This is a genomic window from Eisenbergiella tayi, from assembly GCF_001881565.1.
GTDB classification, from domain to species: domain Bacteria; phylum Bacillota; class Clostridia; order Lachnospirales; family Lachnospiraceae; genus Eisenbergiella; species Eisenbergiella tayi.
This window is the reverse complement of record NZ_MPDJ01000005.1, coordinates 368,992-388,880: the sequence shown is the minus strand read 5'-3', so window position 1 is coordinate 388,880 and position 19,889 is coordinate 368,992. Positions and strand designations below refer to the sequence as shown.

The 19,889-nt window shown below is 49.5% G+C and carries 18 protein-coding genes; all 18 read left to right on the top strand.

The features are described 5' to 3' along the window. The first annotated feature begins 112 nt into the window (after nt 1-112). The 18 genes from BLA28_RS19820 (at nt 113) to BLA28_RS19735 (ending at nt 19,852) form a co-directional block, all read left to right on the top strand. The gene (locus BLA28_RS19820; protein ID WP_071699338.1) at nt 113-979 is read left to right on the top strand and encodes a carbohydrate ABC transporter permease; all 867 of its coding nucleotides are present in this window, start codon (nt 113-115) and stop codon (nt 977-979) included. Continuing rightward, on the top strand, nt 979-1,818 hold the full coding sequence (locus BLA28_RS19815) for a carbohydrate ABC transporter permease (protein WP_071699337.1): 840 nt from the start codon (nt 979-981) through the stop codon (nt 1,816-1,818). Before BLA28_RS19820 ends, BLA28_RS19815 begins: the two co-directional genes overlap by 1 nt. Nucleotides 1,819-1,822: 4 nt before the next feature. After that, on the top strand, nt 1,823-3,568 hold the full coding sequence (locus BLA28_RS19810) for a sensor histidine kinase (protein WP_071699336.1): 1,746 nt from the start codon (nt 1,823-1,825) through the stop codon (nt 3,566-3,568). Then, the gene (locus BLA28_RS19805; protein ID WP_143131510.1) at nt 3,561-5,177 is read left to right on the top strand and encodes a response regulator transcription factor; all 1,617 of its coding nucleotides are present in this window, start codon (nt 3,561-3,563) and stop codon (nt 5,175-5,177) included. The genes BLA28_RS19810 and BLA28_RS19805 overlap by 8 nt, the downstream gene beginning before the upstream one ends. A gap of 13 nt (nt 5,178-5,190) precedes the next feature. Beyond that, the gene (locus BLA28_RS19800; RefSeq protein WP_071699334.1) at nt 5,191-5,979 is read left to right on the top strand and encodes an MBL fold metallo-hydrolase; all 789 of its coding nucleotides are present in this window, start codon (nt 5,191-5,193) and stop codon (nt 5,977-5,979) included. A gap of 13 nt (nt 5,980-5,992) precedes the next feature. Further along, a complete protein-coding gene (locus BLA28_RS19795; RefSeq protein WP_071699333.1) occupies nt 5,993-6,721 on the top strand; it encodes a glycerophosphodiester phosphodiesterase in 729 nt (242 codons plus the stop codon). A 150-nt stretch (nt 6,722-6,871) separates the two neighbouring features. Next, the gene (locus tag BLA28_RS19790) at nt 6,872-7,279 is read left to right on the top strand and encodes a protease complex subunit PrcB family protein (protein WP_071699332.1); all 408 of its coding nucleotides are present in this window, start codon (nt 6,872-6,874) and stop codon (nt 7,277-7,279) included. Between the two features lie 120 nt (nt 7,280-7,399). Then, nucleotides 7,400-8,695 carry a dihydroorotase gene (locus BLA28_RS19785; protein WP_207650798.1) on the top strand — a complete coding sequence of 432 codons (1,296 nt, stop codon included), beginning with the start codon at nt 7,400-7,402 and terminating at the stop codon, nt 8,693-8,695. A 65-nt stretch (nt 8,696-8,760) separates the two neighbouring features. Next, on the top strand, nt 8,761-9,540 hold the full coding sequence (locus BLA28_RS19780) for a dihydroorotate dehydrogenase electron transfer subunit (protein ID WP_071699331.1): 780 nt from the start codon (nt 8,761-8,763) through the stop codon (nt 9,538-9,540). Continuing rightward, nucleotides 9,537-10,439, top strand: coding sequence for a dihydroorotate dehydrogenase (locus tag BLA28_RS19775; protein WP_071699330.1), 903 nt, complete (start codon nt 9,537-9,539; stop codon nt 10,437-10,439). Before BLA28_RS19780 ends, BLA28_RS19775 begins: the two co-directional genes overlap by 4 nt. 87 nt (nt 10,440-10,526) lie before the next feature. After that, a complete protein-coding gene (locus tag BLA28_RS19770; RefSeq protein ID WP_071699329.1) occupies nt 10,527-12,086 on the top strand; it encodes a DUF3794 and LysM peptidoglycan-binding domain-containing protein in 1,560 nt (519 codons plus the stop codon). Between the two features lie 392 nt (nt 12,087-12,478). After that, complete coding sequence (gene ispE, locus BLA28_RS19765; protein WP_071699328.1) at nt 12,479-13,360, top strand: 4-(cytidine 5'-diphospho)-2-C-methyl-D-erythritol kinase; 882 nt, start codon at nt 12,479-12,481, stop codon at nt 13,358-13,360. Nucleotides 13,361-13,410: 50 nt separating this feature from the next. Further along, on the top strand, nt 13,411-14,094 hold the full coding sequence (locus BLA28_RS19760; protein ID WP_071699327.1) for a GntR family transcriptional regulator: 684 nt from the start codon (nt 13,411-13,413) through the stop codon (nt 14,092-14,094). A 55-nt stretch (nt 14,095-14,149) separates the two neighbouring features. Then, nucleotides 14,150-14,482 (top strand): hypothetical protein, encoded by a 333-nt coding sequence (locus tag BLA28_RS19755; protein WP_071699326.1) that lies wholly within the window; start codon nt 14,150-14,152, stop codon nt 14,480-14,482. A gap of 55 nt (nt 14,483-14,537) precedes the next feature. Then, nucleotides 14,538-15,371, top strand: a complete 834-nt coding sequence (murI, locus tag BLA28_RS19750; RefSeq protein ID WP_009251802.1) for a glutamate racemase — start codon at nt 14,538-14,540, stop codon at nt 15,369-15,371. A gap of 16 nt (nt 15,372-15,387) precedes the next feature. Further along, nucleotides 15,388-15,837 (top strand): DUF1934 domain-containing protein, encoded by a 450-nt coding sequence (locus tag BLA28_RS19745; protein WP_071699325.1) that lies wholly within the window; start codon nt 15,388-15,390, stop codon nt 15,835-15,837. A gap of 641 nt (nt 15,838-16,478) precedes the next feature. Next, nucleotides 16,479-17,567: an AraC family transcriptional regulator gene (locus BLA28_RS19740; RefSeq protein WP_071699324.1), complete on the top strand. Its 1,089-nt coding sequence runs from the start codon at nt 16,479-16,481 to the stop codon at nt 17,565-17,567. A gap of 113 nt (nt 17,568-17,680) precedes the next feature. Beyond that, entirely contained in the window at nt 17,681-19,852 is a 2,172-nt protein-coding gene (locus BLA28_RS19735) for an alpha-L-rhamnosidase (protein ID WP_071699323.1), read from the top strand. Nucleotides 19,853-19,889: the final 37 nt, after the last annotated feature.

Below are 19,889 nucleotides of genomic sequence, written 5' to 3'. Positions count from 1 at the left end.
GACAGTGTGAAAAATGGGGGAGGTGTTATACGGGATTCTTTCCCGGGTTTGGGTATTCAGCCGGGAAAGAGTTTCGCAGGGCACCTCCCTCTTTTGAAGGAAGGAATGGTTTATGTTAAGAAAAAAGCAATACCCGGTCTATTTTATCCTGCCCGGCATTTTTCTTTTTGTCATGTTTTTTATTGTCCCCTTTCTTGTGGGCTTTCGGTATTCCTTTACCAACTGGAATTTTAAAAGGGCCGATTTTATCGGTTTGGAAAACTATATAAGTATTTTAAAGAATCCCAATATGAGCATTGCCTTTAAGAATACGTTTCTTTTCACCATTGTAACCACAGTGGGAAAGGTATCCATAGGTATGCTTCTTGCGGTGCTGCTGAACAGAAAGCTGAAAACCACCAATTATCTGCGTACGGTTTTTTATCTGCCGGCAGTAGTCAATTCCATCGCGGTAGGAATTGTATTCACCTCTTTGATGCATCCCTCCAAAGGATTGATAAATACAGCTCTGAGGACAATCGGGCTCACCGGCTTCCAGCCCAAATGGCTGACGGACACGAGGATAGCCATGCTGTCCATCTGCTTTATTGAAATCTGGAAATGGTCGGGCTATACCATGATGATTCTGCTGGCGGGCATGCAGAATATTTCCAAAGATTATTATGAAGCGGCGATTATGGATGGGGCCACCAAATGGCAGCAGTTTAAAAAGATCACCTTCCCTCTTCTGATGGCTTCCATCAATAATGTGGTTGTTTTAAGCATTATCGGCGGGCTGAAGGTATTTGATATCGTTGTGGCGACCACAGGAGGAGGGCCGGGCTATGCCACGGAGGTTTTCAACACCATGATTTATAATTCGTACAGCTATCAGAAATATGGGGAAGCTACGGCGGGAACGACGCTGCTGGCCGGAATGATCCTTATCATAACCTTGTGTACCTACCGGACGATTGCCAAAAATGAGGTGGAATTATAATGAATAAGAAAAAAATGAAACAGGTTGTTTTTGAAATAATGGGAGTCCTGATCAGCTTTCTTGTCCTGATTCCTTTTCTGATGGTCTTCTTAAATTCCATGAAAAGCAAGAGACAGGCCAATCTGCTGCAGCTGAGCCTGACCGGGATTTCCTGGGAACAGTTCCTGGAGAATTACGGTACCGTAATCCGGGAGGCGCGGCTTGTTTCCAGCTTCCTGAACAGCGCGGTGGTTACCTTTCTGGGGGCGGCGCTGGTTCTTTCATGTGCCTCCATGGCGGCATTTGTTGTGGTGAGAAGAAAAACAAGGGCCATGAAGGCGGTGAATAATTTCATCGTCATGGGACTGACTCTTCCGCTGGCCATGGTACCTGTTTATTTTATGCTGTCAAAAGTACATATGACCACTGGAACAGGAGCGGTCGCAGGTGCTATACTGGTATATGCAGCCAGCATTTTCCCTTTTATTTTTTTCATCTATACCGGTTTTATCAAAGGGATTTCCAGTGAAATCGACGAGGCCGCGATCATCGACGGGGCGAGCCCGCTCCTTATGTATTTCCGTATCATTTTCCCTCTGCTGAAGCCGGTGACCATCACGGCGCTGATGCACTGCGTGATGTCTATATGGAATGATTTCGGGATCTCGCTTTATTTACTGAACAGTGCGAAGAGGACGACGGCGGTGCTCACCACGTATTTGTTCATGGGGCAGAAGGCGTCGGACTGGCAGCTGTTATTTGCGGATGTGGTATTGGTTTCCATGCCCATTGTCATCCTGTATCTGTTCATGCAGAAATACATTGTGGCAGGGCTGGCAGACGGCGCGGTGAAGGGTTGATCCAATGAAAAAAACGTTTTTCAGCATGAAGCATAAATTTGTCATTATGGTAGCCAGCCTTCTTCTGGCCTTTGTCCTGGCTACGACCGTGATCTGGGGAGTGGCCTTTACCAGTGAAATCACCGAGCGCGGAGTGGAATATGCAGGACAGATGACGGAAACGGCCAACCGGAATGTGGAAAGCTATCTGAAAAAGCTTCGTCTCATCGCTTTTGTCCTGCAGAATAATTATCTGGCAAAGCCCATACTGAATAAAACCTTCTACGAGGATGACAGTGAGCGTCTGACGGATATGAGGAATATGCAGCTTCTTTTAAAAGCCGTGATGACCGGGGCGGAATATATGCAGAATATTTATGTGTATACGGAAAACGGAATGGAATTTTCAGCGGGAGGAGCTTACACCGAGCTGGATGAGGAAACGCTTGCGTATTATAAGGAGATGGCCGGAAAGCAGGAAGTGGTATTCGGGGTGCAGAAAGCCAGGGATAAATACGATTATCCGCGGATTGTGCTGACAAAACAGCTGAATATGGGAAAAGAGACGCCGGGAGCCTGGGTGGTCATGCTGATTAACTGCCGTGGGATTTACGGGATTTATAACGAAACGGAGAGATATGATTCAGGACTGATCATATGGGATCAGGCCCGCCGTCAGGAAATATACAGAAATAACCTGGAACGGTTTGAGCAGGAAAGGAAAATCGGGGCGGATGAGATAAGCGCATTTGCCCAAAAGGAAGACAGGGCGGTCATAAGGCTGGGGAACCGGAAGGCGCTGCTCATGAAGATGACGTCGGAGGTAACCGGATGGCAGAGCATTGTGCTGATTCCCTATGAGCAGATTTCCGGACAGCACAGCAGAATGCTGTCGATCAATGCGGTGGTTCTGGTGCTGCTTTCCCTGGCTGCGGTGATACTCTGCCGCATCCTGGCCAATCGTTTCCTGAAAAACATAGAAATCCTCACCGATGCGGTGGGCAGCATACAGAAGGACAATCTGTATCTGGACATATCCATTCATTCCGGTGATGAGGCGGAGGTGCTGTATCACCGCTTTGAGGATATGATCAGCCGTATCAAGGAACAAATCGCAGACATGAAAAAGCATGAAAAGGAAAAGCGCTTTTTGACATTGAGGGCCCTGCAGGCGCAGATCAATCCTCATTTTCTGTACAACAGCCTGAACACCATCAAATGGATGGGGCAGATGCAGGGAGCCGATTCCATTGTGGATGCAGTGAATGCCCTCAGCTCCATCATGCAGGTGAATATGTCCAAAAACACATATCTGACCTTTCAGGAGGAGCTGGATTATCTGAATAAATATGTCTGCATGAAGGAATTCCAGAAGGCGGCCCGGATCAAATTCGTATGTAAGATCGAAGAAGAACTGAGGCAGTGCTATATCCTGAAAATGCTCATACAGCCCATTGTGGAAAACTCCCTGAAGCACGGTGAGGTGATGGAAAGGGAGGACGGTTATATTTCCGTATCCATTTATTCCGACGGTGAGGATGTACAGATCGATGTGGAGGATAATGGAAAAGGGCTGAGTGAGGAGGAGAGCAGGGCGATTCTGGATAACCTCCGGAATGGAGAGGGGATCGGGCTGTTCAATATCCAGAAACGGATACAGCTTTATTATGGGGAGAGGTACGGGGTGAGCATAACAGGGGAAAAAGGCATCTATACCTGTGTTTCCCTGCGGATTCCCAAAAGATATCAGGTTGGTGAAGAAGATGATTAGAGTGTTATTGGTAGATGACGAGCTGCCGAGCAGGGCGATGGTACGTTCCCTCATCGACTGGGAAAAGGAAGGCTATTGTATCTGCGGGGAATGCGGCGACGGAAAACAGGCCTGGTCCCTGATTCCCGGGCTGCATCCCGATATTGTGATTACCGATGTTAAGATGAACCAGATGAACGGGGATGAGCTGGTCCGCCGGATCTCGGCGGAGTATCCGGAAATCTGTACGATTTGTCTGAGCGGTTACGACGATTACAAATATGTGAGAGATGTGCTGAAGCATAATGCCATTGATTATCTGATAAAAAATAATCTGACGCCGGAGAGCCTTCTGGAATCCCTTCATAAGGCGGAGGAGGTCCTGAAGGTGGGGCCTATAATTAAAAAGGATGAGAATAACCTGCAGGCGCTGCGCAGGCAGTTTGTACTGCAGCTGATCAGCGGGGAATACCGGGGGAAGGAAGCATTTATCGACCGTGACATGCAGATGCTGTCCATTGAGCTGGACGCCGGGCGTGTGGTACCCATACTGCTGAGTATAAGGAATCTGGAAGAAAAGGTCACTTACTCCGCTGCGGGAGCAGAGGGAGGGACGCTCCGGGATAAAAGACTGATTATCTTTTCCGTGTGCAATGTGCTGGAGGAGATTATCCGGGAAGAATTCCAGGGACTGGCCGTGCCTTTGGAAAACAATGAAATTCTGATGCTCCTTTCGCTGAATGGTGTTGTCAGTGAACAGAAGGCGGGAGAGGAGCTGCGCAGAATAATCAACCGCAGCAGCTTCTGCCTGAATAAATTCATGCGTCTGGACGGAAATTTCCATGTGGGAAGATCCGGCCCTCTGACAGAAATGCAGACCGGATTCCAGGAGCTGGAAAACCGGAGAAGAAATGAATTCCTGGATTTGGATAAACCGGGGGAAACGGAAGAAGGAAGAGAATACAATGACGGCAGCGGTATCCGCCTGGAAGAGGAGCAAAGGATAACAGCGGCTCTCAGGCAGGGAGACGCGGAAGAACTGAAGGAAGTGCTGGAAGGGATTTTTCGGGAAATCTATGAAAAAAACATAGGGAGGGCCGGCTGCAGCCAGCTTTTTTCCGATTTACTCATCCTTTCCCTTTCTTTTTGCAAAAAACAGGGGATAGCCTATGAAAAGGTATATGGGCACCGGACCGGGATCATGGAATACGTGGCGCAGCTGGAAAAGCTGAAGGAATGCCGTGGATTTTTCCTTCACCTGTTTGAGGCTGTCCTCATGGAAAACAGGAAGCCGGAATATGAGAAAGACTATTCCGTTCCGGTGAAGAAAGTGATATCCTATATCCATCAACATTACAGAGAAGGGATATCCCTGTCTGATGCGGCGGAAAATGCGGGTATGAACAGCTCTTATCTGAGCACCCTGTTCAAGTCCGAGGTGGGTACCGGTTTTGTGGAGTATCTGAACGAAGTGAGGCTGGAACGTGCCAAGGAGTTTATGGATACTTCGGACAGAAAGCTGAAGGAAATCATTGATCAGTCGGGCTTTACCAGCTACCCCTATTTTTTCAGCCTCTTTAAAAAGAAATATGGGATGACCCCGAGGGAATATCAGAAAAGCCGAAATTAGGAGGAAAAGGATTATGGCGGCATTTGAACTTGTTTTTCTGGGGACGGGGGCTGCGGACTGGCCGCTGCGGCCGGGAGCGGATGTAAGATATGATGTGAACGGTGCGATCCGCCGTACCTCCAGCCTGTTGATCAATGGAAAGTATCTGATCGATCCCGCGCCGGAGTCCTGGTTTTTTGCCAAAAAGGTGCTTAAGCTGGATTTGTCGGGGCTAAAAGGAATTTTCCTGACCCACAGCCACAAGGATCATTTCACCAATAAGGCGTTAGACAGCTTTTTAGGAGAAGCGAAGGGGAAGGTGGGCTTTTATTGCCATGAAGGCACCATTCCCTGGCTGAAGCTGACGCAGGAGGAGCAGGAGAGGATGAACATACACCCGCTTAAGATCGGAAAAAGGGTGAAAGCGGGGGATATGACGATTCTGCCTCTCGGAGCCAATCATGAGGTGTCCAGGACGCAGGAGACGGCCCTGCATTATATTTTTTCCAGAGAGGGTAAATCCTTTTTTTACGGCTGCGACGGCGCATGGTTTCTTGCCCAAACCTGGTCCGTCCTGCAGAAACAGAAGCTGGATGTGATGATTCTGGAAGCGACGGTGGGGAATATGCGGGCCAATTATCGGATAGCCAGCCATAACACCCTTCCCATGGTGGAGCTTCTTGTGGCCTCCATCGAGGAATGCGGGATACTGAAAGAGGACGGAAGAGTGGTGCTTTCCCATATGGCGAGGGAGCTTCACAGTCCGGAGGAAGAGTATGGAAACATGATTGCGGCATATGACGGAATGAAACTGGAAATATAGGAGGAGAATCCATATGAAATCAAAAGTATGGGCGCACAGGGGAGCCAGTGCATATGCGCCGGAAAATACACTGGAGGCCTTCCGTCTAGGAGCCGAGCAGGGGGCGGACGGCGTGGAGCTGGACGTACAGCTGAGTAAGGATGGCCAGCTGGTGGTAATCCATGATGAGACGATAGACCGGGTGAGTGACGGGCACGGCTATGTGAGGGATTATACGCTGGAGGAGCTTAAGAAATTTATGTTTAACAAAACCCACCCGGAATATGCGGACGCCCGTATTCCTACGCTGGGAGAGGTCTATGATCTCCTGAAGCCTCTGGGGCTGGAGATCAATGTGGAAATCAAAACAGGAATTTATTTTTACCCCGGTATTGAAGAAAAGCTGTATCTGCTGGAGAAGGAAAAAGGAATGCAGGGGAAAATCATTTATTCTTCCTTTAATCATTACAGTGTGATGAAAATGCGGGAATATGACCCGGCGGCCAGAACCGGCCTGCTGTATGCCGACGGCTTCCAGGATGTGCCGGGCTATGCCGCCGGACTGGGCGCGGACGCCCTCCATCCGGCGCTTTATAACCTGCAGTACGACGGTTTTCTGGAGGCGTGCAGAGAAAAAAATCTTCTGCTTCATGTATGGACTGTGGATGATGAAAAATATATGAGGGTTCTTGTGAAAGAAGGAATTGATGCCATAATCACAAATAAACCGGATGTGGCGAGAAAAATTGTGGATAACGCATAGAAAAAGAACGATGATTGTGGAAAGACTGCCTTTTCTTCCATATGGGAAGAGCGGCGGTCTTTTTGCCGGTATCCGGCAATTCTTTGGAAAAAACAGGCATAGGACATCCTGTACGTCAATAGATTAGTAAAAAAGACGGATAGGTTATTTATGAAAAAAATATGCTTGCTGGTGATAGCCTCTATCATGGCCGTCTGCTTTACTGCCTGCGGAAAAGATACGGCAGAAGAACAAAGCCGGGAAAATCTGGAATTCACAGTGGTGAGTGAGGATAGGCTGCCGGATGAGCTGAAGGAAATCCTGGATCAGAAAAAGGAAAGTGCCTTCAAGCTTACCTATGCGGATGAGGGATATCTGTATATCTGTATCGGGTACGGAAAACAGGAAAGCGGCGGTTACAGTGTTACAGTGAATGATCTGTATGAGACGGAGAATGCTGTTTATGTAAATACCAACCTGCTGGGGCCGAAGGCAGGAAGCACGCCCGCCACCAGTCCTTCTTATCCTTATATTGTATTAAAGGTTGAATTCCGGGATAAAACGGTGGTATTTGATTGAAGAGAAGCGGCCGGGCTGCCCACCGGCATCCGCTTTTACAGAGAACAATAGCAGGAAACAAGTTGATGAAAAAAACGGGATTTGATACAATAGAAATACCAACTAATAAAGGAGAGCAGCATGCTGTTAATTAAAAATACGCACATGACAGACCCTGCGTCAGGTACGGATGCCTATAAGGATATCCTGATACAGGATGAAAAAATTATAAAAATAGCAGACTCTATCCGGGAAACAGAGGCTGCTGTTTTTTCCGGGGAAGAGGAGGACATGCTTCAGGTGATAAACGCGGAAGGCATGATTGCCGCTCCCGGCCTGGTGGATGCCCATGTGCATTTCCGGGATCCCGGTTTTACGGAAAAGGAAGACATTGACACCGGCGCCGGGGCGGCAGCGGCAGGAGGGGTGACCACGGTGGTCCTCATGGCCAACACAAGGCCCTGTGTGGATAACCGGGAAACCCTGGATTATGTCCTGGAAAAGGGCCGTCATACGCCGATCCACGTGGAAACCTGTGCTAATGTAACCATGGGGATGAAAGGGGAAAAGCTGACTGATATGGAAGGCCTTGCGGCGGCAGGAGCTGTGGGCTTTACGGATGACGGTATTCCCTTATTAAAGGAAGAAACAGCCCGGAATGCGATGAAAACGGCGGCGGTGCTGGGAGTTCCCATCAGCTTTCATGAAGAAAACCCTGCCTTCATAGAAAATAACGGGATTAACAGGGGAAAAGCCAGCGGCCATTTTGGGATCGGAGGTTCCGGCCGGCAGGCGGAAATCGATATGATTGAGAGGGATGTGCGTCTGGCGGAGGAGACCGGAGCTGCGGTGGTGATACAGCATATCAGTACCAAAGAAGGGGTGGCTTTAGTCAGGGAAGCCAAAAGGCGGGGGGCGGATGTCCATGCGGAGGCGACGCCCCATCATTTCACGCTGACAGAGGATGCGGTCATTCAATACGGAAGTCTTGCCAAAATGAATCCTCCTCTCAGAGAGGAAGCGGACAGACAGGCAATTATTGAAGGCCTTCAGGATAATACCATCGATATGATAGCCACAGACCATGCCCCTCACACGGCACAGGAGAAAGCGAAGCCCCTGACTGAAGCGCCCAGCGGAATTATCGGGCTGGAAACCTCCCTTTCCTTAGGGATCATGAATCTGGTGGACACAGGAAAGCTGACTTTGCTTCAGCTGCTGGAACGGATGTCCCTGGCGCCCGCCAGGCTTTATCATCTGGATGCCGGATATCTGGCGGAAGGCGGCCCTGCGGATCTCATTCTTTTTGATGAGAATGAGCTGTGGAAGGCGGAGCATTTTCGCTCCAAATCCTCCAATACTCCGTTCCTGGGATGGGAAATGAAGGGAAGGATTCATTATACCATCTGCGCAGGAAAGATCGTTTATCGTATCTGATTCCGGACGGAAGGCCAGGAGACTGAGAATAGAATTTTCAAGTGTAAAAGCGGAAAGGAAAGAAAATGGCACAGAAGAAGAAAGAACAAGCCACTGTTTTATGGCAGCAGGAGATTGCCCCCGGTATATATGACTGCCGGATAAAGACCAGTTTAGCGCAGGATGCGGCCCCGGGACAGTTCGTTGCCCTTTATCCCAGGGATAAAAGCACGCTGCTTCCGCGCCCCATCAGTATTTGCGAGGTGAATAAGGAAGAAGGAAGCCTGCGCCTTGTATACCGGGTTGCAGGGAAAGGAACCGGCGAATTTTCCACTTACAGGGAAGGAGACGAGATTGCAGTCCTGGGCGTCCTGGGGAACGGATTCCCTCTGGATAAGGTAAAAGAAGGGCAGACGGCGTTCCTGATGGGAGGCGGCATCGGCGTTCCGCCCATCCTGGAGCTGGCCAGACAGCTGAACTGTGAAAAAAAGATCATCGTGGGGTACAGAGATGAAAACTGTTTCCTAAAATCGGATTTTGAAAAAAACGGGCAGGTCTTTATCGCAACGGAGGACGGCAGTGTGGGCGCCAGAGGAAATGTGATGGATGCCATCCGTGAAAACGGGCTGAAGGCGGATGTAATTTATGCCTGCGGCCCTATGCCCATGCTGCGGGCGATCAAGCAGTATGCCCTGGAAGCGGATATTCCCGCCTATATTTCCCTGGAGGAACGAATGGCCTGCGGTGTGGGAGCCTGCCTGGGATGTGTCTGCAGGACAAAGGACGTGGACGCCCATTCGCATGTGAACAATGCCCGTATCTGCACGGACGGCCCCGTATTTGAGGCCAGGGAGGTGGAAATATGAATACAAAAGTTACCATAGCCGGCGTAGAATTTAAAAACCCTGTGATGACTGCCTCCGGAACCTTCGGATCCGGCATGGAGTATGGGGAATTTGTAGATTTGAACCAATTGGGAGCTGTCGTGACCAAGGGTGTTGCCAATATCCCCTGGCCGGGAAACCCCACGCCAAGAGTGGCGGAGGTATACGGCGGCATGCTCAATTCCATCGGGTTGCAAAACCCCGGGATCGATGTGTTTATCGAAAGGGATATTCCTTTTTTAAAGAAGTACGATACCAGGATCATTGTCAACGTATGCGGAAAAACAATCGAAGAATATCTGGAAGTGGTGGAACGCCTTGCCGACACGGATGTGGATATGCTGGAAATCAATGTTTCCTGCCCCAATGTAAAGGAAGGGGGCATCGCTCTCGGACAGAAGGCGGAGTGCCTTTCCGAGATTACGGCGGCTGTTAAGGAAAAAGCGAGACAGCCTATTATAATGAAGCTGAGCCCTAATGTAACGGATATTACAGAGATGGCAAAAGCGGCGGAAGCGGCGGGAGCGGATGCCATTTCCCTGATTAACACCCTCCTGGGGACAAAAATTGATATCCGCCGCAGGAGCTTTGTGCTGGCAAATAAAACGGGAGGCATGTCCGGCCCTGCGATCAAGCCGATAGCCCTGCGCATGGTTTACCAGTGCGCCCAGGCGGTTTCCATACCCATTATCGGGATGGGAGGCATATCCGATGCCGAGGATGCCCTGGAATTCCTCATGGCCGGAGCCACAGGAGTAGCGGTCGGCGCGGCCAACTTCATCAATCCTTACGCCACGGAGGAAGTGGTGAAGGGAATCGAAGCTTTTATGAAGGAAGAAAAGATACAGGATATTCATGAAATTATCGGCTGTGTAAAATAAGAAAGTACCTAAAAATTGCATGCAGCCGTCATATTTTCCCATCCGCCGAATACATTGTACAAAGGCATTCGCGTGGAGGGTATTCGTATGGAATTAATAAAAAAGAATATACATATGGACCGCATTAAATGTAAGGCCAGTACGCAGATAACGATGGAAGATGATATCAATATCACGGATTCCAGGCCTGACGTTTACCAGCTCATAGAGGAGCAGGGTGAAGTGGTCATCGATGAAATCAGAGCGGTGCAGGATCATGTGTATATCAAGGGAAAGCTGGAATTTTGTGTCCTGTATCTGTCGGATGATGATGTGCGCCGGCCTGCCAGCATGGAAGGAAGCATTCCTTTTGACGAGCAGATTTATATGGAGGGAGTGGTTCCCACCGACAGCGTTTCCGTCAAAAAGGATCTGGAGGATTTAAGCGTCGGCATGATTAACTCCAGAAAGCTGAGCGTGCAGGCACTGATCCGGCTGGGACTTTATGTGGAAGAGCTTTATGATGAGGAAGCTGCCGTGGAGCTGAGCAGCAATGAACCGGTGGAATTCAGGCAGAAGACAATCAACCTGGCCAGCCTGGCTATCCAGAAGAAGGATATTTTCCGAATCCGTGAGGAAATGGAGCTGCCGAACGGTTATCCCAATATCTTTGATATTTTCTGGCAGACCTGCAAGCTGGGAGAGACCCAGTTCCGGCTGTCGGAAGGAAAGCTTTCCATACAGGGAGAGGTCCAGCTGTTTTTCCTTTATGAGGGAGAGGGCGAAAATCGTCCTGTCATGTGGTATGAAGCCAAGATACCTTTCAGCGGCGTCCTGGACTGCCAGGGCCTGCGGGAACGTATGGTGGATGACATTACCTGCCAGATCGGCCACAAGGAGCTGGAGGTCAAGGCGGATACCGACGGAGAAGAACGGATTGTAGGGCTGGAAATTGTCCTGGATCTGGATATGAAAATATATGAAGAAGAGCAGACGGAAATTCTATCTGATATATATGGGGTTACCAGGGAAATGGAAGCGGTGGCCGGTGTAGGAAAGCTGAAGCAGCTTTTGATGAAAAACATGGGAAAAACCAAGATTTCCGGCCGCTTTAAGGTGGCGGCGGGACTGCCTAAAATGCAGCAGCTCTGCCACAGCGAATGCGATATACAGATGGCGGAAACGAAGATTGTGGACGAAGGCCTGCGTATTACCGGGGCGGCGGCAGTGAAAAGCCTGTATGGGACCGGGGATCCGGAGGTGCCCTATGACAGCATTGCCGGAACGATTCCCTTCAGCTATGTGCTGGAGATTCCCGGAATCAGCCCTGAGTGCACCTATAAGCTGGGTTCGGTTCCCGAGGATCTGAGCGTTACCATGATAGATGCAGATGAGGTGGAAGTGAAGGCGGTACTGGATTTCCACGGCATTGTGTTCAGCCATTATGAAGAGCCTATGATTCAGGATGTGAAGGTGACGGATTTGGATCCGGATAAGTTGAGCAGCCTGCCGGGTATCGTGGCCTATATCGCCAGGGAGGGTGACAGTCTCTGGAATATTGGCAAAAAATATTATGTTCCCGTGTCGCAGATCAAGGATATTAATGAACTGACTTCGGATGAAATCCATCCGGGAGATAAACTGTTGATTGTAAAAGGGATTTCCTGAATATAAGAGAAATATTAAGGAGCATGAGCCGGGGGGAGCATGCTCCTTAATGCTGACGAAAGGTTGAGTCGTTTTTTATCAGAATACTCAGTCCCATATTCCTGAACACCTGCAGCCGGGGAGCTTGCCCCTATTTCTGTCCCAATCCGTACGATACCGGTATAAAACAAAAGAAATTATCATAAACTAAGACGAACTGTTAAATGTCATTTTTCCCAGCATTTCCGCGGCTTTCCGGGCTTTTTGCAAAGAAAGATAAACATTGACGAACCCGCCCGAATTGTATATACTTAAGTACAATCAGTGTATACAATCCGGAATGGAACAGGTACAGCCATAATAGTTACCATGTTATCCGGACAAAATTCCTGATGTACAGATAGGAGCCGGAAATGGAAGAAATTACATTAAAAGCAATGGCCAAGATTAATTTAGGCCTGGATGTCATAAGGCGCAGGGAAGATGGGTATCATGAGGTGAGGATGATCATGCAGACGGTGAACCTGTATGATGAGCTCACCTTCAGGAAGCAGCAGGGCGGCAGGGTGCGCCTGACCACCAACCTGCGTTCCCTGCCTACGGACGGGCACAACCTCATTGTGAAAACCGTGGAGCTTCTCCGGAAGGAATACGGCATCAAAGAAGGACTGACCATTCATCTTAAGAAAAAAATACCTGTTGCTGCAGGAATGGCGGGAGGAAGCACCGATGCCGCCGCCGCGTTCGCCGGGATGAATGAGCTTTTCGATCTGGGAATGACCATGGAGGATATGCAGAAGAAGGCGGTGACAATCGGCGCCGATGTGCCATATTGTATCCAGGGCGGGACCGCGCTGTCGGAAGGGATAGGCGAGATATTGACTCCTCTGCCGTCCGCGCCCCGATGCTCCGTCATTATCGCAAAACCGCCGATTCATGTATCCACCCGTTTCGTCTATGAAAACCTGCACCTGGAAAGAATGGAAAAGCACCCTGATATTGACGGGATATTGGACAGCATACGGGAAGGAAATATCCGGGGAGTGGCAGAACGTCTTGAAAATGTGCTGGAGACGGTAACGGAAAAGGAATATCCGGTTATCGGACAGATCAAGCAGTTTCTCATGCAGAGGGGAGCCCTGGGAGCCCTGATGAGCGGCAGCGGCCCCACCGTATTCGCCTTATATGACAGAAACGACCTGGCGGCACAGGCCTGTGAGGAACTGAGAAGGGCCGGTCTGGCTAAACAGGTATATCTCACTTCTTTTTCCGATAAGACCTGTATCCGTAAATGAACGAACGCAGTTGAAATAAGCACGTGCCCTGCACGCAGAATGGAGCATAGATGAAAGCTGAAGAAAATACGAATGATTACCTGCCTCTGAGAGATGTTGTATTCAACACTCTGCGGGAAAGCATATTGAAGGGCGAGATGAAGCCGGGGGAAAGGCTGATGGAAATCCATCTTGCCAATAAGCTGGGCGTGAGCCGGACCCCAATCAGAGAAGCCATCCGCAAGCTGGAGCTGGAGGGACTGGTTACGATGATACCCAGGCGCGGCGCGGAGGTTGCACAGATTACGGCCAAGAGCCTGAGGGATGTGCTGGAAGTCCGCCAGGCGCTGGATGCGCTTGCCATGGAACTTGCCTGCGAAAGAATTTCAGAGGAAGAGATTGGAAAGCTGAGGCAGGCCTGTGATAATTTTGCGGAAATTACCAAAACCCAGGACGCCGTACAGATAGCCCAGGCTGATGTGGAGCTTCATGATATAATTGTACAGGGAAGCCGGAACGAAAAGCTGGCGCAGATGGTGAGTAACCTTTCCCAGCAAATGTACCGGTACCGCCTGGAATATATTAAAGACGTGAGCCAGCATGGCAGGCTGATCGAGGAGCATGAAGAGATATACAGGTGCATCAGCTGCAGGGACAAAAATGCCGGTGCTAAAGCCATTAAAATGCACATTTATAACCAGGAGCAGTCCATTCTGAACCAGATTCAGCAGAATAAGGGAACGTCCAGAGTATAAGCAGGCAAATGTCTGTCAATACTTTCCATAGATCAAACGGAAGGGAATTGACAGCATGAAATATAAGGAAATCATCAGGGATGTCGCTGCGGCAGGGCTGCTTGTATGCAGCTTCTGGAATATATTGTATCCGGAATACACCTTTGCGGGCGATGCCTATCAGAAAATAGAGGATGGAACTCCTGTGGAATCCACGGATCAGGTAAAAGACTATTATCAGATACTGGATGCCGGAAAAGGAGAGGTTACGATCCGCTTCAGTTTTATGGATAAAGAAAAAGGAAAGAAAGCGGATGCGGCCGGGGTAAGAGAGGAAGGCGGCAAGGAAGCTTCTCCGGATCGCCGGGATGAAAACCGGGTAAAATATTCTGCGGGAGCGGAATGGTAGCAGGCAGATTTCCATCGGTTAAAAATGCTGTCTTGGCGGCGGAATCGAGGAAGGAATGATACAGAGTAAAGAACTGCAGGGCGCTGCGGTGGGGGTCTTTGACTCCGGTGTAGGCGGCCTTACGGTGGCGCGGGAAATTATGCGCCAGATTCCTAATGAAAAAATAGTATATTTCGGCGATACGGCCAGGGTGCCTTACGGCAGTAAGTCACAGGATACGGTGACCAGATATTCCAGGCAGATCGTACGTTTTCTCCGGACACAGGATGTAAAAGCTATCGTGGTTGCCTGCAATACGGCGAGCGCTTATGCCCTGGACAGCCTGGAAAAGGAAATAGATATTCCTATTATCGGGGTTGTGAAGCCGGGAGCCAGGGTGGCGGCTGAAGTGACCAGAAACGGAAAAATAGGTGTTATAGGTACCGAAGGGACTATCGGCAGTCAGATTTATACGGATTTTATACATAATATTAACCCGGATGCAAAGGTGACCGGCAAAGCCTGCCCGCTGTTTGTCCCGCTGGTGGAGGAAGGCCTGCTTCAGGATCCGGTAACAGATGAAATTGCCTCCCGGTATCTGACAGAGCTTATTGATATCGGGATTGATACTTTGATTTTGGGATGTACCCACTATCCGCTTATCCGTTCCACAGTCGGCAGGATTATGGGAGAAGAGGTAACTTTGGTGAATCCGGCCTACGAAACGGCAGCTGAGCTGAAAAAGCTTCTGACAGACTGTAATCTGCTCAATCCCCAGGCGCCGGCTTTAGGGGATAACAAATATAAATTTTATGTCAGTGACGGAGCGGAAAAATTCAAACGCTTTGCCAATTCCATCATTAAATATGGTATCCTGTCGGCCAAAACCATTCAAATTGAAGAATACTGACAACAGGAGGTTTGCTATGACAAAAGATGTAATGGTTTCCATTAAAGGGCTTCAGTTCGACCAGAGCGCCGACAGTGAAGAAATCGAAACGATACAATGGGGTCAATATTATAAAAAAAATGGTACTCATTATGTCATTTACGATGAACTTATGGAGGGCTGTGAGGAGCCAACCAAAAATATCATCAAATTCCGGGAGCGTGAACTGAACCTTACCAAACGCGGCCTGGTAAATGTATATATGGTATTCGAAGAAAACAAAAAAAACATGACGAATTATCTTACACCCTATGGAGGGATTCTGGTTGGCCTTGACACCAGCAGGGTGTCTCTTACAGAGACGGAAAAGGAAATCCGGGTTAATGTGGATTATGCGCTGGAGGTTAATTATGAATATCTGGCGGACTGTAAAATTGAGATGTATATCAGGCCGAAGGATAATGGGGGGATTGATTTGTTGTCATGATAAAAAATAGCGTAGGTTGAGGAGGCAGGCCCTTGCTCTCGTTTGGGAGTTCCCGCCCATCCCCTTCCCGCGGTTTCTTCCGGCGGGCTTTTGCTGCGGCTTCTTCCTGCGGTGTGTCCTGTGCCGGAGAAGGTTATCCCTAGTGTTTATGTAAGCAGACAAAAAAGGGGCTGTTTCTAACAATTTTAATTCTATACTTCGTTGCCAACGCGGCTGAACTCCTCCCGAGGATCGTCGGAGCGACTTTAGTCGCTTACAGAGCCGCTAAGGGCGGGCAGCGTAGCATAGAATTGAAATTGTTAGAAACAGCTCCTTTTTTTGAGATGCTTACGGAAACACAGGGGATAACCTTCCCCGGACACAGGCCGCAGGAAGAAGCCACAGCAAGAGCCCACAACAGCCCACCGGAAGAGACCGCGGGAAGGGGATTGGCGGGAACTTCCAAACGAGAGTAAGGGCCTGCTTTCATAGCAGTTTTTTTAGTATAAACAGGTCATAAAAAGACAGCAGGAAATCATAGTGACTTTTTATGACAAAAAAGATACTATGAAGGAAAGCAGGAAAATAGAGATTCTACAAGAAATAGAGTTACAGTTACTGTTATTTAATTTTGGTTAATGTAAGCACAGGGATAGGAACGGATGAATTATCAGGAAATAGAGAATAAACTGATCCCTCTCAGGGATTATGAAAAAAGTTGTCGGGAAATATATTTGGCTAATCCGGAGGCCTTTCGTCATGTGGTGTGGAACTGGGAGGATTTTAAGGAGCAGTTCCGGAGGACGGATACCAGCGGTTATGTGCTGGGGGAAAAGGCGCCGGTGTTTATGGGGAATGTTCTTACGGAGCAGGATTGTTTTCCCGATGAAAATATGGAATGTTCTATTATTATTCATGACCGTTATGCCCCGCCGTTTTACCATAACCTGAAGTTTATTAAGGTGGTATATGCGTTAAAGGGGAGATGCCGTTTTTTTGCCCAGGGGAAAACGCAGGACAGGGAGTGTCTGTTGGAGGAGGGAGATTTTGTGATTGTTCCTCCTGAGATGAACCAGGCGGTTTTTACGTGGGAAGAGGATGCGGTGACTGTCAATATAATACTTAAGAGAAGTACTTTCGGGGAGGCCTTTTACAGTTTGCTGCTGGAAAATGACAGTATTTCGGATTTTTTCTGGCAGATGCTCTACAGCAAGGGGAGCAGCCAGGTATTGGTGGTGCGCTGCGGCAGGGATGAACGGCTGCGAAGAATTGTCCTGGAGATGTGTGAGGAGGGCCTTTTGCAGAGAAAGGAGCAGGGGGCCGGAGGAAATCTGATGATGAAGGGCTATGTGATGCTTTTGTTCGGCTGGGCCCTGAAGGCCCATCAGCAGGAGATGGAAAACATGGGCAGCATCAGTGTGAGCGAAGCGGCCCTGCCGGTGATTGTCCGGTATATCCGGGAAAATTACACTACGGTAAACCTGACGGGCCTGGCAAAGCATTTCGGGAAGAGTGAAGGGTATTTGAGCAGATATATCAGGCGTGAGACGGGGAAGACGTTCCGGTTTCTGCTGAAAGAGTTCAGGATGAAGCAGGCGGCGGGGATGATTGGGAATTCCACCTGCAGCATCGAAGAGGTGGCGGCTGCGGTTGGTTATTCGGATATCAGCTGCTTTTACAGGAACTTCAAGGAAAGCTTCGGCTGTACGCCCCAGCAGTACCGGAGCAGGAAAAATCAGGTAAGCCTGTAGGGAATAACGGCGGCCAAAGTCATTGGGCGGCCGGCGGTTCGGGCCGGATAAAATATGCATGTCCGGCACTCATAAACAGCAGGTGCGTTGCAGCGCACGGAGAGGGATTACATATGGAGTGGAGTGGGAAATGGATTAAGCCGTCCCAGGAGATGGGGGAAGTCTGCCCTGTATTTATCAGGGAATTTGACGGCGGAGAAAATGGGGGAAAGGAGATTGCCAAAGCGGAATTATGGGTGACGGCTCTGGGGGTATATGAGGCAGTCCTGAATGGCAGCAGGGTAGGACGGTATGTGCTGGCTCCCGGCTGGACCTCCTATAAATCAAGACTTCAATACCAGGTATATGATATTACACAGCTTCTGAAGGATGAAAACAGGCTTTCCGTTACTGTGGGAAAGGGCTGGTACAGGAGTCCCGTGCCCGGATGGATTACGGAGGAAGGAAAAGCGGAAAAAGCCGCCATTCCGGCAGGCCTTCTTGCGGAAATCGTTATTACGGATAAGGAAGGGAATACAACCTGCATAGGCACGGATGAAAGCTGGAAGGCAGGAGAAAGCAAAATCCGTTTCAGTGAGATCTATGACGGAGAAACCTTTGACGCCGGTTTTGAAACAGCGGAATATCTTCCGGCGGAAGTCTTTGAATGGACAAAGGATAACCTGATTCCCCAGGAGGGAGAAGAGATTACCGAACAGGAATATGTAAAGGCCGCCTCGGTATTTACAGCCCCTAATGGAGAAACGGTTGTGGATTTCGGCCAGGAGGTTACCGGCTATGTCCAGTTTACGCTGGACGCAAGGGCAGGAGACAAAGTGGAAATTTCACACGGAGAGGTTCTGGATAAGGACGGCAATTTCTATAATGCCAATTATCGCGCAGCCAAGGCGAAGATATTTTATACCTGCTGTGACGGAGTGCAGACTTATAAGCCTAAAATGACCTTTTTCGGCTTCCGCTATATCCGCCTTGATCAGTTCCCGGGGACACCGAGGCCGGAGCAGTTTTACGCCGTAGCGGTACATTCTGATATGAAACGGACCGGCTGTCTGCGTTCCTCCAATCCGTTGCTGAACCAGCTTTTCAGCAATATTATCTGGGGACAGAAGGGCAATTTCCTGGATGTGCCCACCGACTGCCCTCAGCGTGACGAACGTATGGGCTGGACCGGTGATGCGCAGGCCTTTGTTAAGACGGCAAGCTATAACTATGATGTGGATAAATTTTTCACCAAATGGCTTGCTGATATGGCGGCGGATCAGCTCCCGGACGGCTCCATCGGACATGTGGTGCCCACTCTGTTTGTGGGAAGCGGCAGCGCCGCCTGGGATGATGCGGCGACCATCTGCCCGTGGCAGATTTATCTGACTTACGGGGATAAAGAGATTCTTGCCAGACAGTTTGACTGTATGAAGAAATATATTGGTTTTATCACCAATACAACAAAGGATAAATATCTGTGGACCGGCGGCGAGCATTATGAGGACTGGCTGGGGCTGGATGCGCCGGTGGGAAGCTATAAGGGATCCTCCCGTGCGGATTTCATAGCATCCGCCTTCTATGCTTATTCCACATCTCTTGTGGTAAAGGCGGGAAAAGCGCTGGGCGAGGATGTCAGCTGCTATGAAGAATTATACCGGAATATAGTGGAAACCTTCCGCAGAACCTTTACCGATTACCGTACCCAGACCGAGCATGTCCTGGCGGTGCATTTCAACCTGGCCGAAGATCCCGCAAAGACGGCGGATGCCCTTGCGGATATGGTGGTTTCCTGCGGCAGCAGGCTGCAGACGGGCTTTGTGGGCACCCCTTATCTTCTGCATGTGCTAAGCAGCTATGGGCATACCGATCTGGCATATACCCTGCTTTTGCGTACGGAGTACCCTTCCTGGCTGTATCCGGTGACCAAAGGGGCGACCACCGTATGGGAGCATTGGGACGGCATTATGGAAAACGGCGATTTCTGGAGTACGGATATGAATTCCTTCAACCATTATGCCTATGGCGCCGTAGCTGACTGGGTGTATGAAGAGGCGGCGGGAATCCATACCGTGGAAGAGGCTCCCGGTTTTGAACGGGTGAAAATAGCGCCTAAGCCGGATTCAAGGCTGGACTGGCTGGAAGCCTCCATTGAAACAAGAAAAGGGCTTGTCCGTTCCCTGTGGAAACAGGAAGAGGGCAGATTCCGTTATGAAATCACCACTCCTTCCCCGGCGTCCATTGTCATTGACGGCGTGGAAACCCAGGTGGGGCCCGGGGAATATATCTTTTATTCCCGTATATGACGATCCAAATGAATGCGCCGGCCAAGAAGCAAAGGTT

Coding starts and splice junctions, on each gene's coding strand:
- BLA28_RS19820 (WP_071699338.1), top strand. CDS start 113: ATGTTAAGAAAAAAGCAATACCCGGTCTATTTTATCCTGCCCGGCATT.
- BLA28_RS19815 (WP_071699337.1), top strand. CDS start 979: ATGAATAAGAAAAAAATGAAACAGGTTGTTTTTGAAATAATGGGAGTC.
- BLA28_RS19810 (WP_071699336.1), top strand. CDS start 1,823: ATGAAAAAAACGTTTTTCAGCATGAAGCATAAATTTGTCATTATGGTA.
- BLA28_RS19805 (WP_143131510.1), top strand. CDS start 3,561: ATGATTAGAGTGTTATTGGTAGATGACGAGCTGCCGAGCAGGGCGATG.
- BLA28_RS19800 (WP_071699334.1), top strand. CDS start 5,191: ATGGCGGCATTTGAACTTGTTTTTCTGGGGACGGGGGCTGCGGACTGG.
- BLA28_RS19795 (WP_071699333.1), top strand. CDS start 5,993: ATGAAATCAAAAGTATGGGCGCACAGGGGAGCCAGTGCATATGCGCCG.
- BLA28_RS19790 (WP_071699332.1), top strand. CDS start 6,872: ATGAAAAAAATATGCTTGCTGGTGATAGCCTCTATCATGGCCGTCTGC.
- BLA28_RS19785 (WP_207650798.1), top strand. CDS start 7,400: ATGCTGTTAATTAAAAATACGCACATGACAGACCCTGCGTCAGGTACG.
- BLA28_RS19780 (WP_071699331.1), top strand. CDS start 8,761: ATGGCACAGAAGAAGAAAGAACAAGCCACTGTTTTATGGCAGCAGGAG.
- BLA28_RS19775 (WP_071699330.1), top strand. CDS start 9,537: ATGAATACAAAAGTTACCATAGCCGGCGTAGAATTTAAAAACCCTGTG.
- BLA28_RS19770 (WP_071699329.1), top strand. CDS start 10,527: ATGGAATTAATAAAAAAGAATATACATATGGACCGCATTAAATGTAAG.
- ispE (WP_071699328.1), top strand. CDS start 12,479: ATGGAAGAAATTACATTAAAAGCAATGGCCAAGATTAATTTAGGCCTG.
- BLA28_RS19760 (WP_071699327.1), top strand. CDS start 13,411: ATGAAAGCTGAAGAAAATACGAATGATTACCTGCCTCTGAGAGATGTT.
- BLA28_RS19755 (WP_071699326.1), top strand. CDS start 14,150: ATGAAATATAAGGAAATCATCAGGGATGTCGCTGCGGCAGGGCTGCTT.
- murI (WP_009251802.1), top strand. CDS start 14,538: ATGATACAGAGTAAAGAACTGCAGGGCGCTGCGGTGGGGGTCTTTGAC.
- BLA28_RS19745 (WP_071699325.1), top strand. CDS start 15,388: ATGACAAAAGATGTAATGGTTTCCATTAAAGGGCTTCAGTTCGACCAG.
- BLA28_RS19740 (WP_071699324.1), top strand. CDS start 16,479: ATGAATTATCAGGAAATAGAGAATAAACTGATCCCTCTCAGGGATTAT.
- BLA28_RS19735 (WP_071699323.1), top strand. CDS start 17,681: ATGGAGTGGAGTGGGAAATGGATTAAGCCGTCCCAGGAGATGGGGGAA.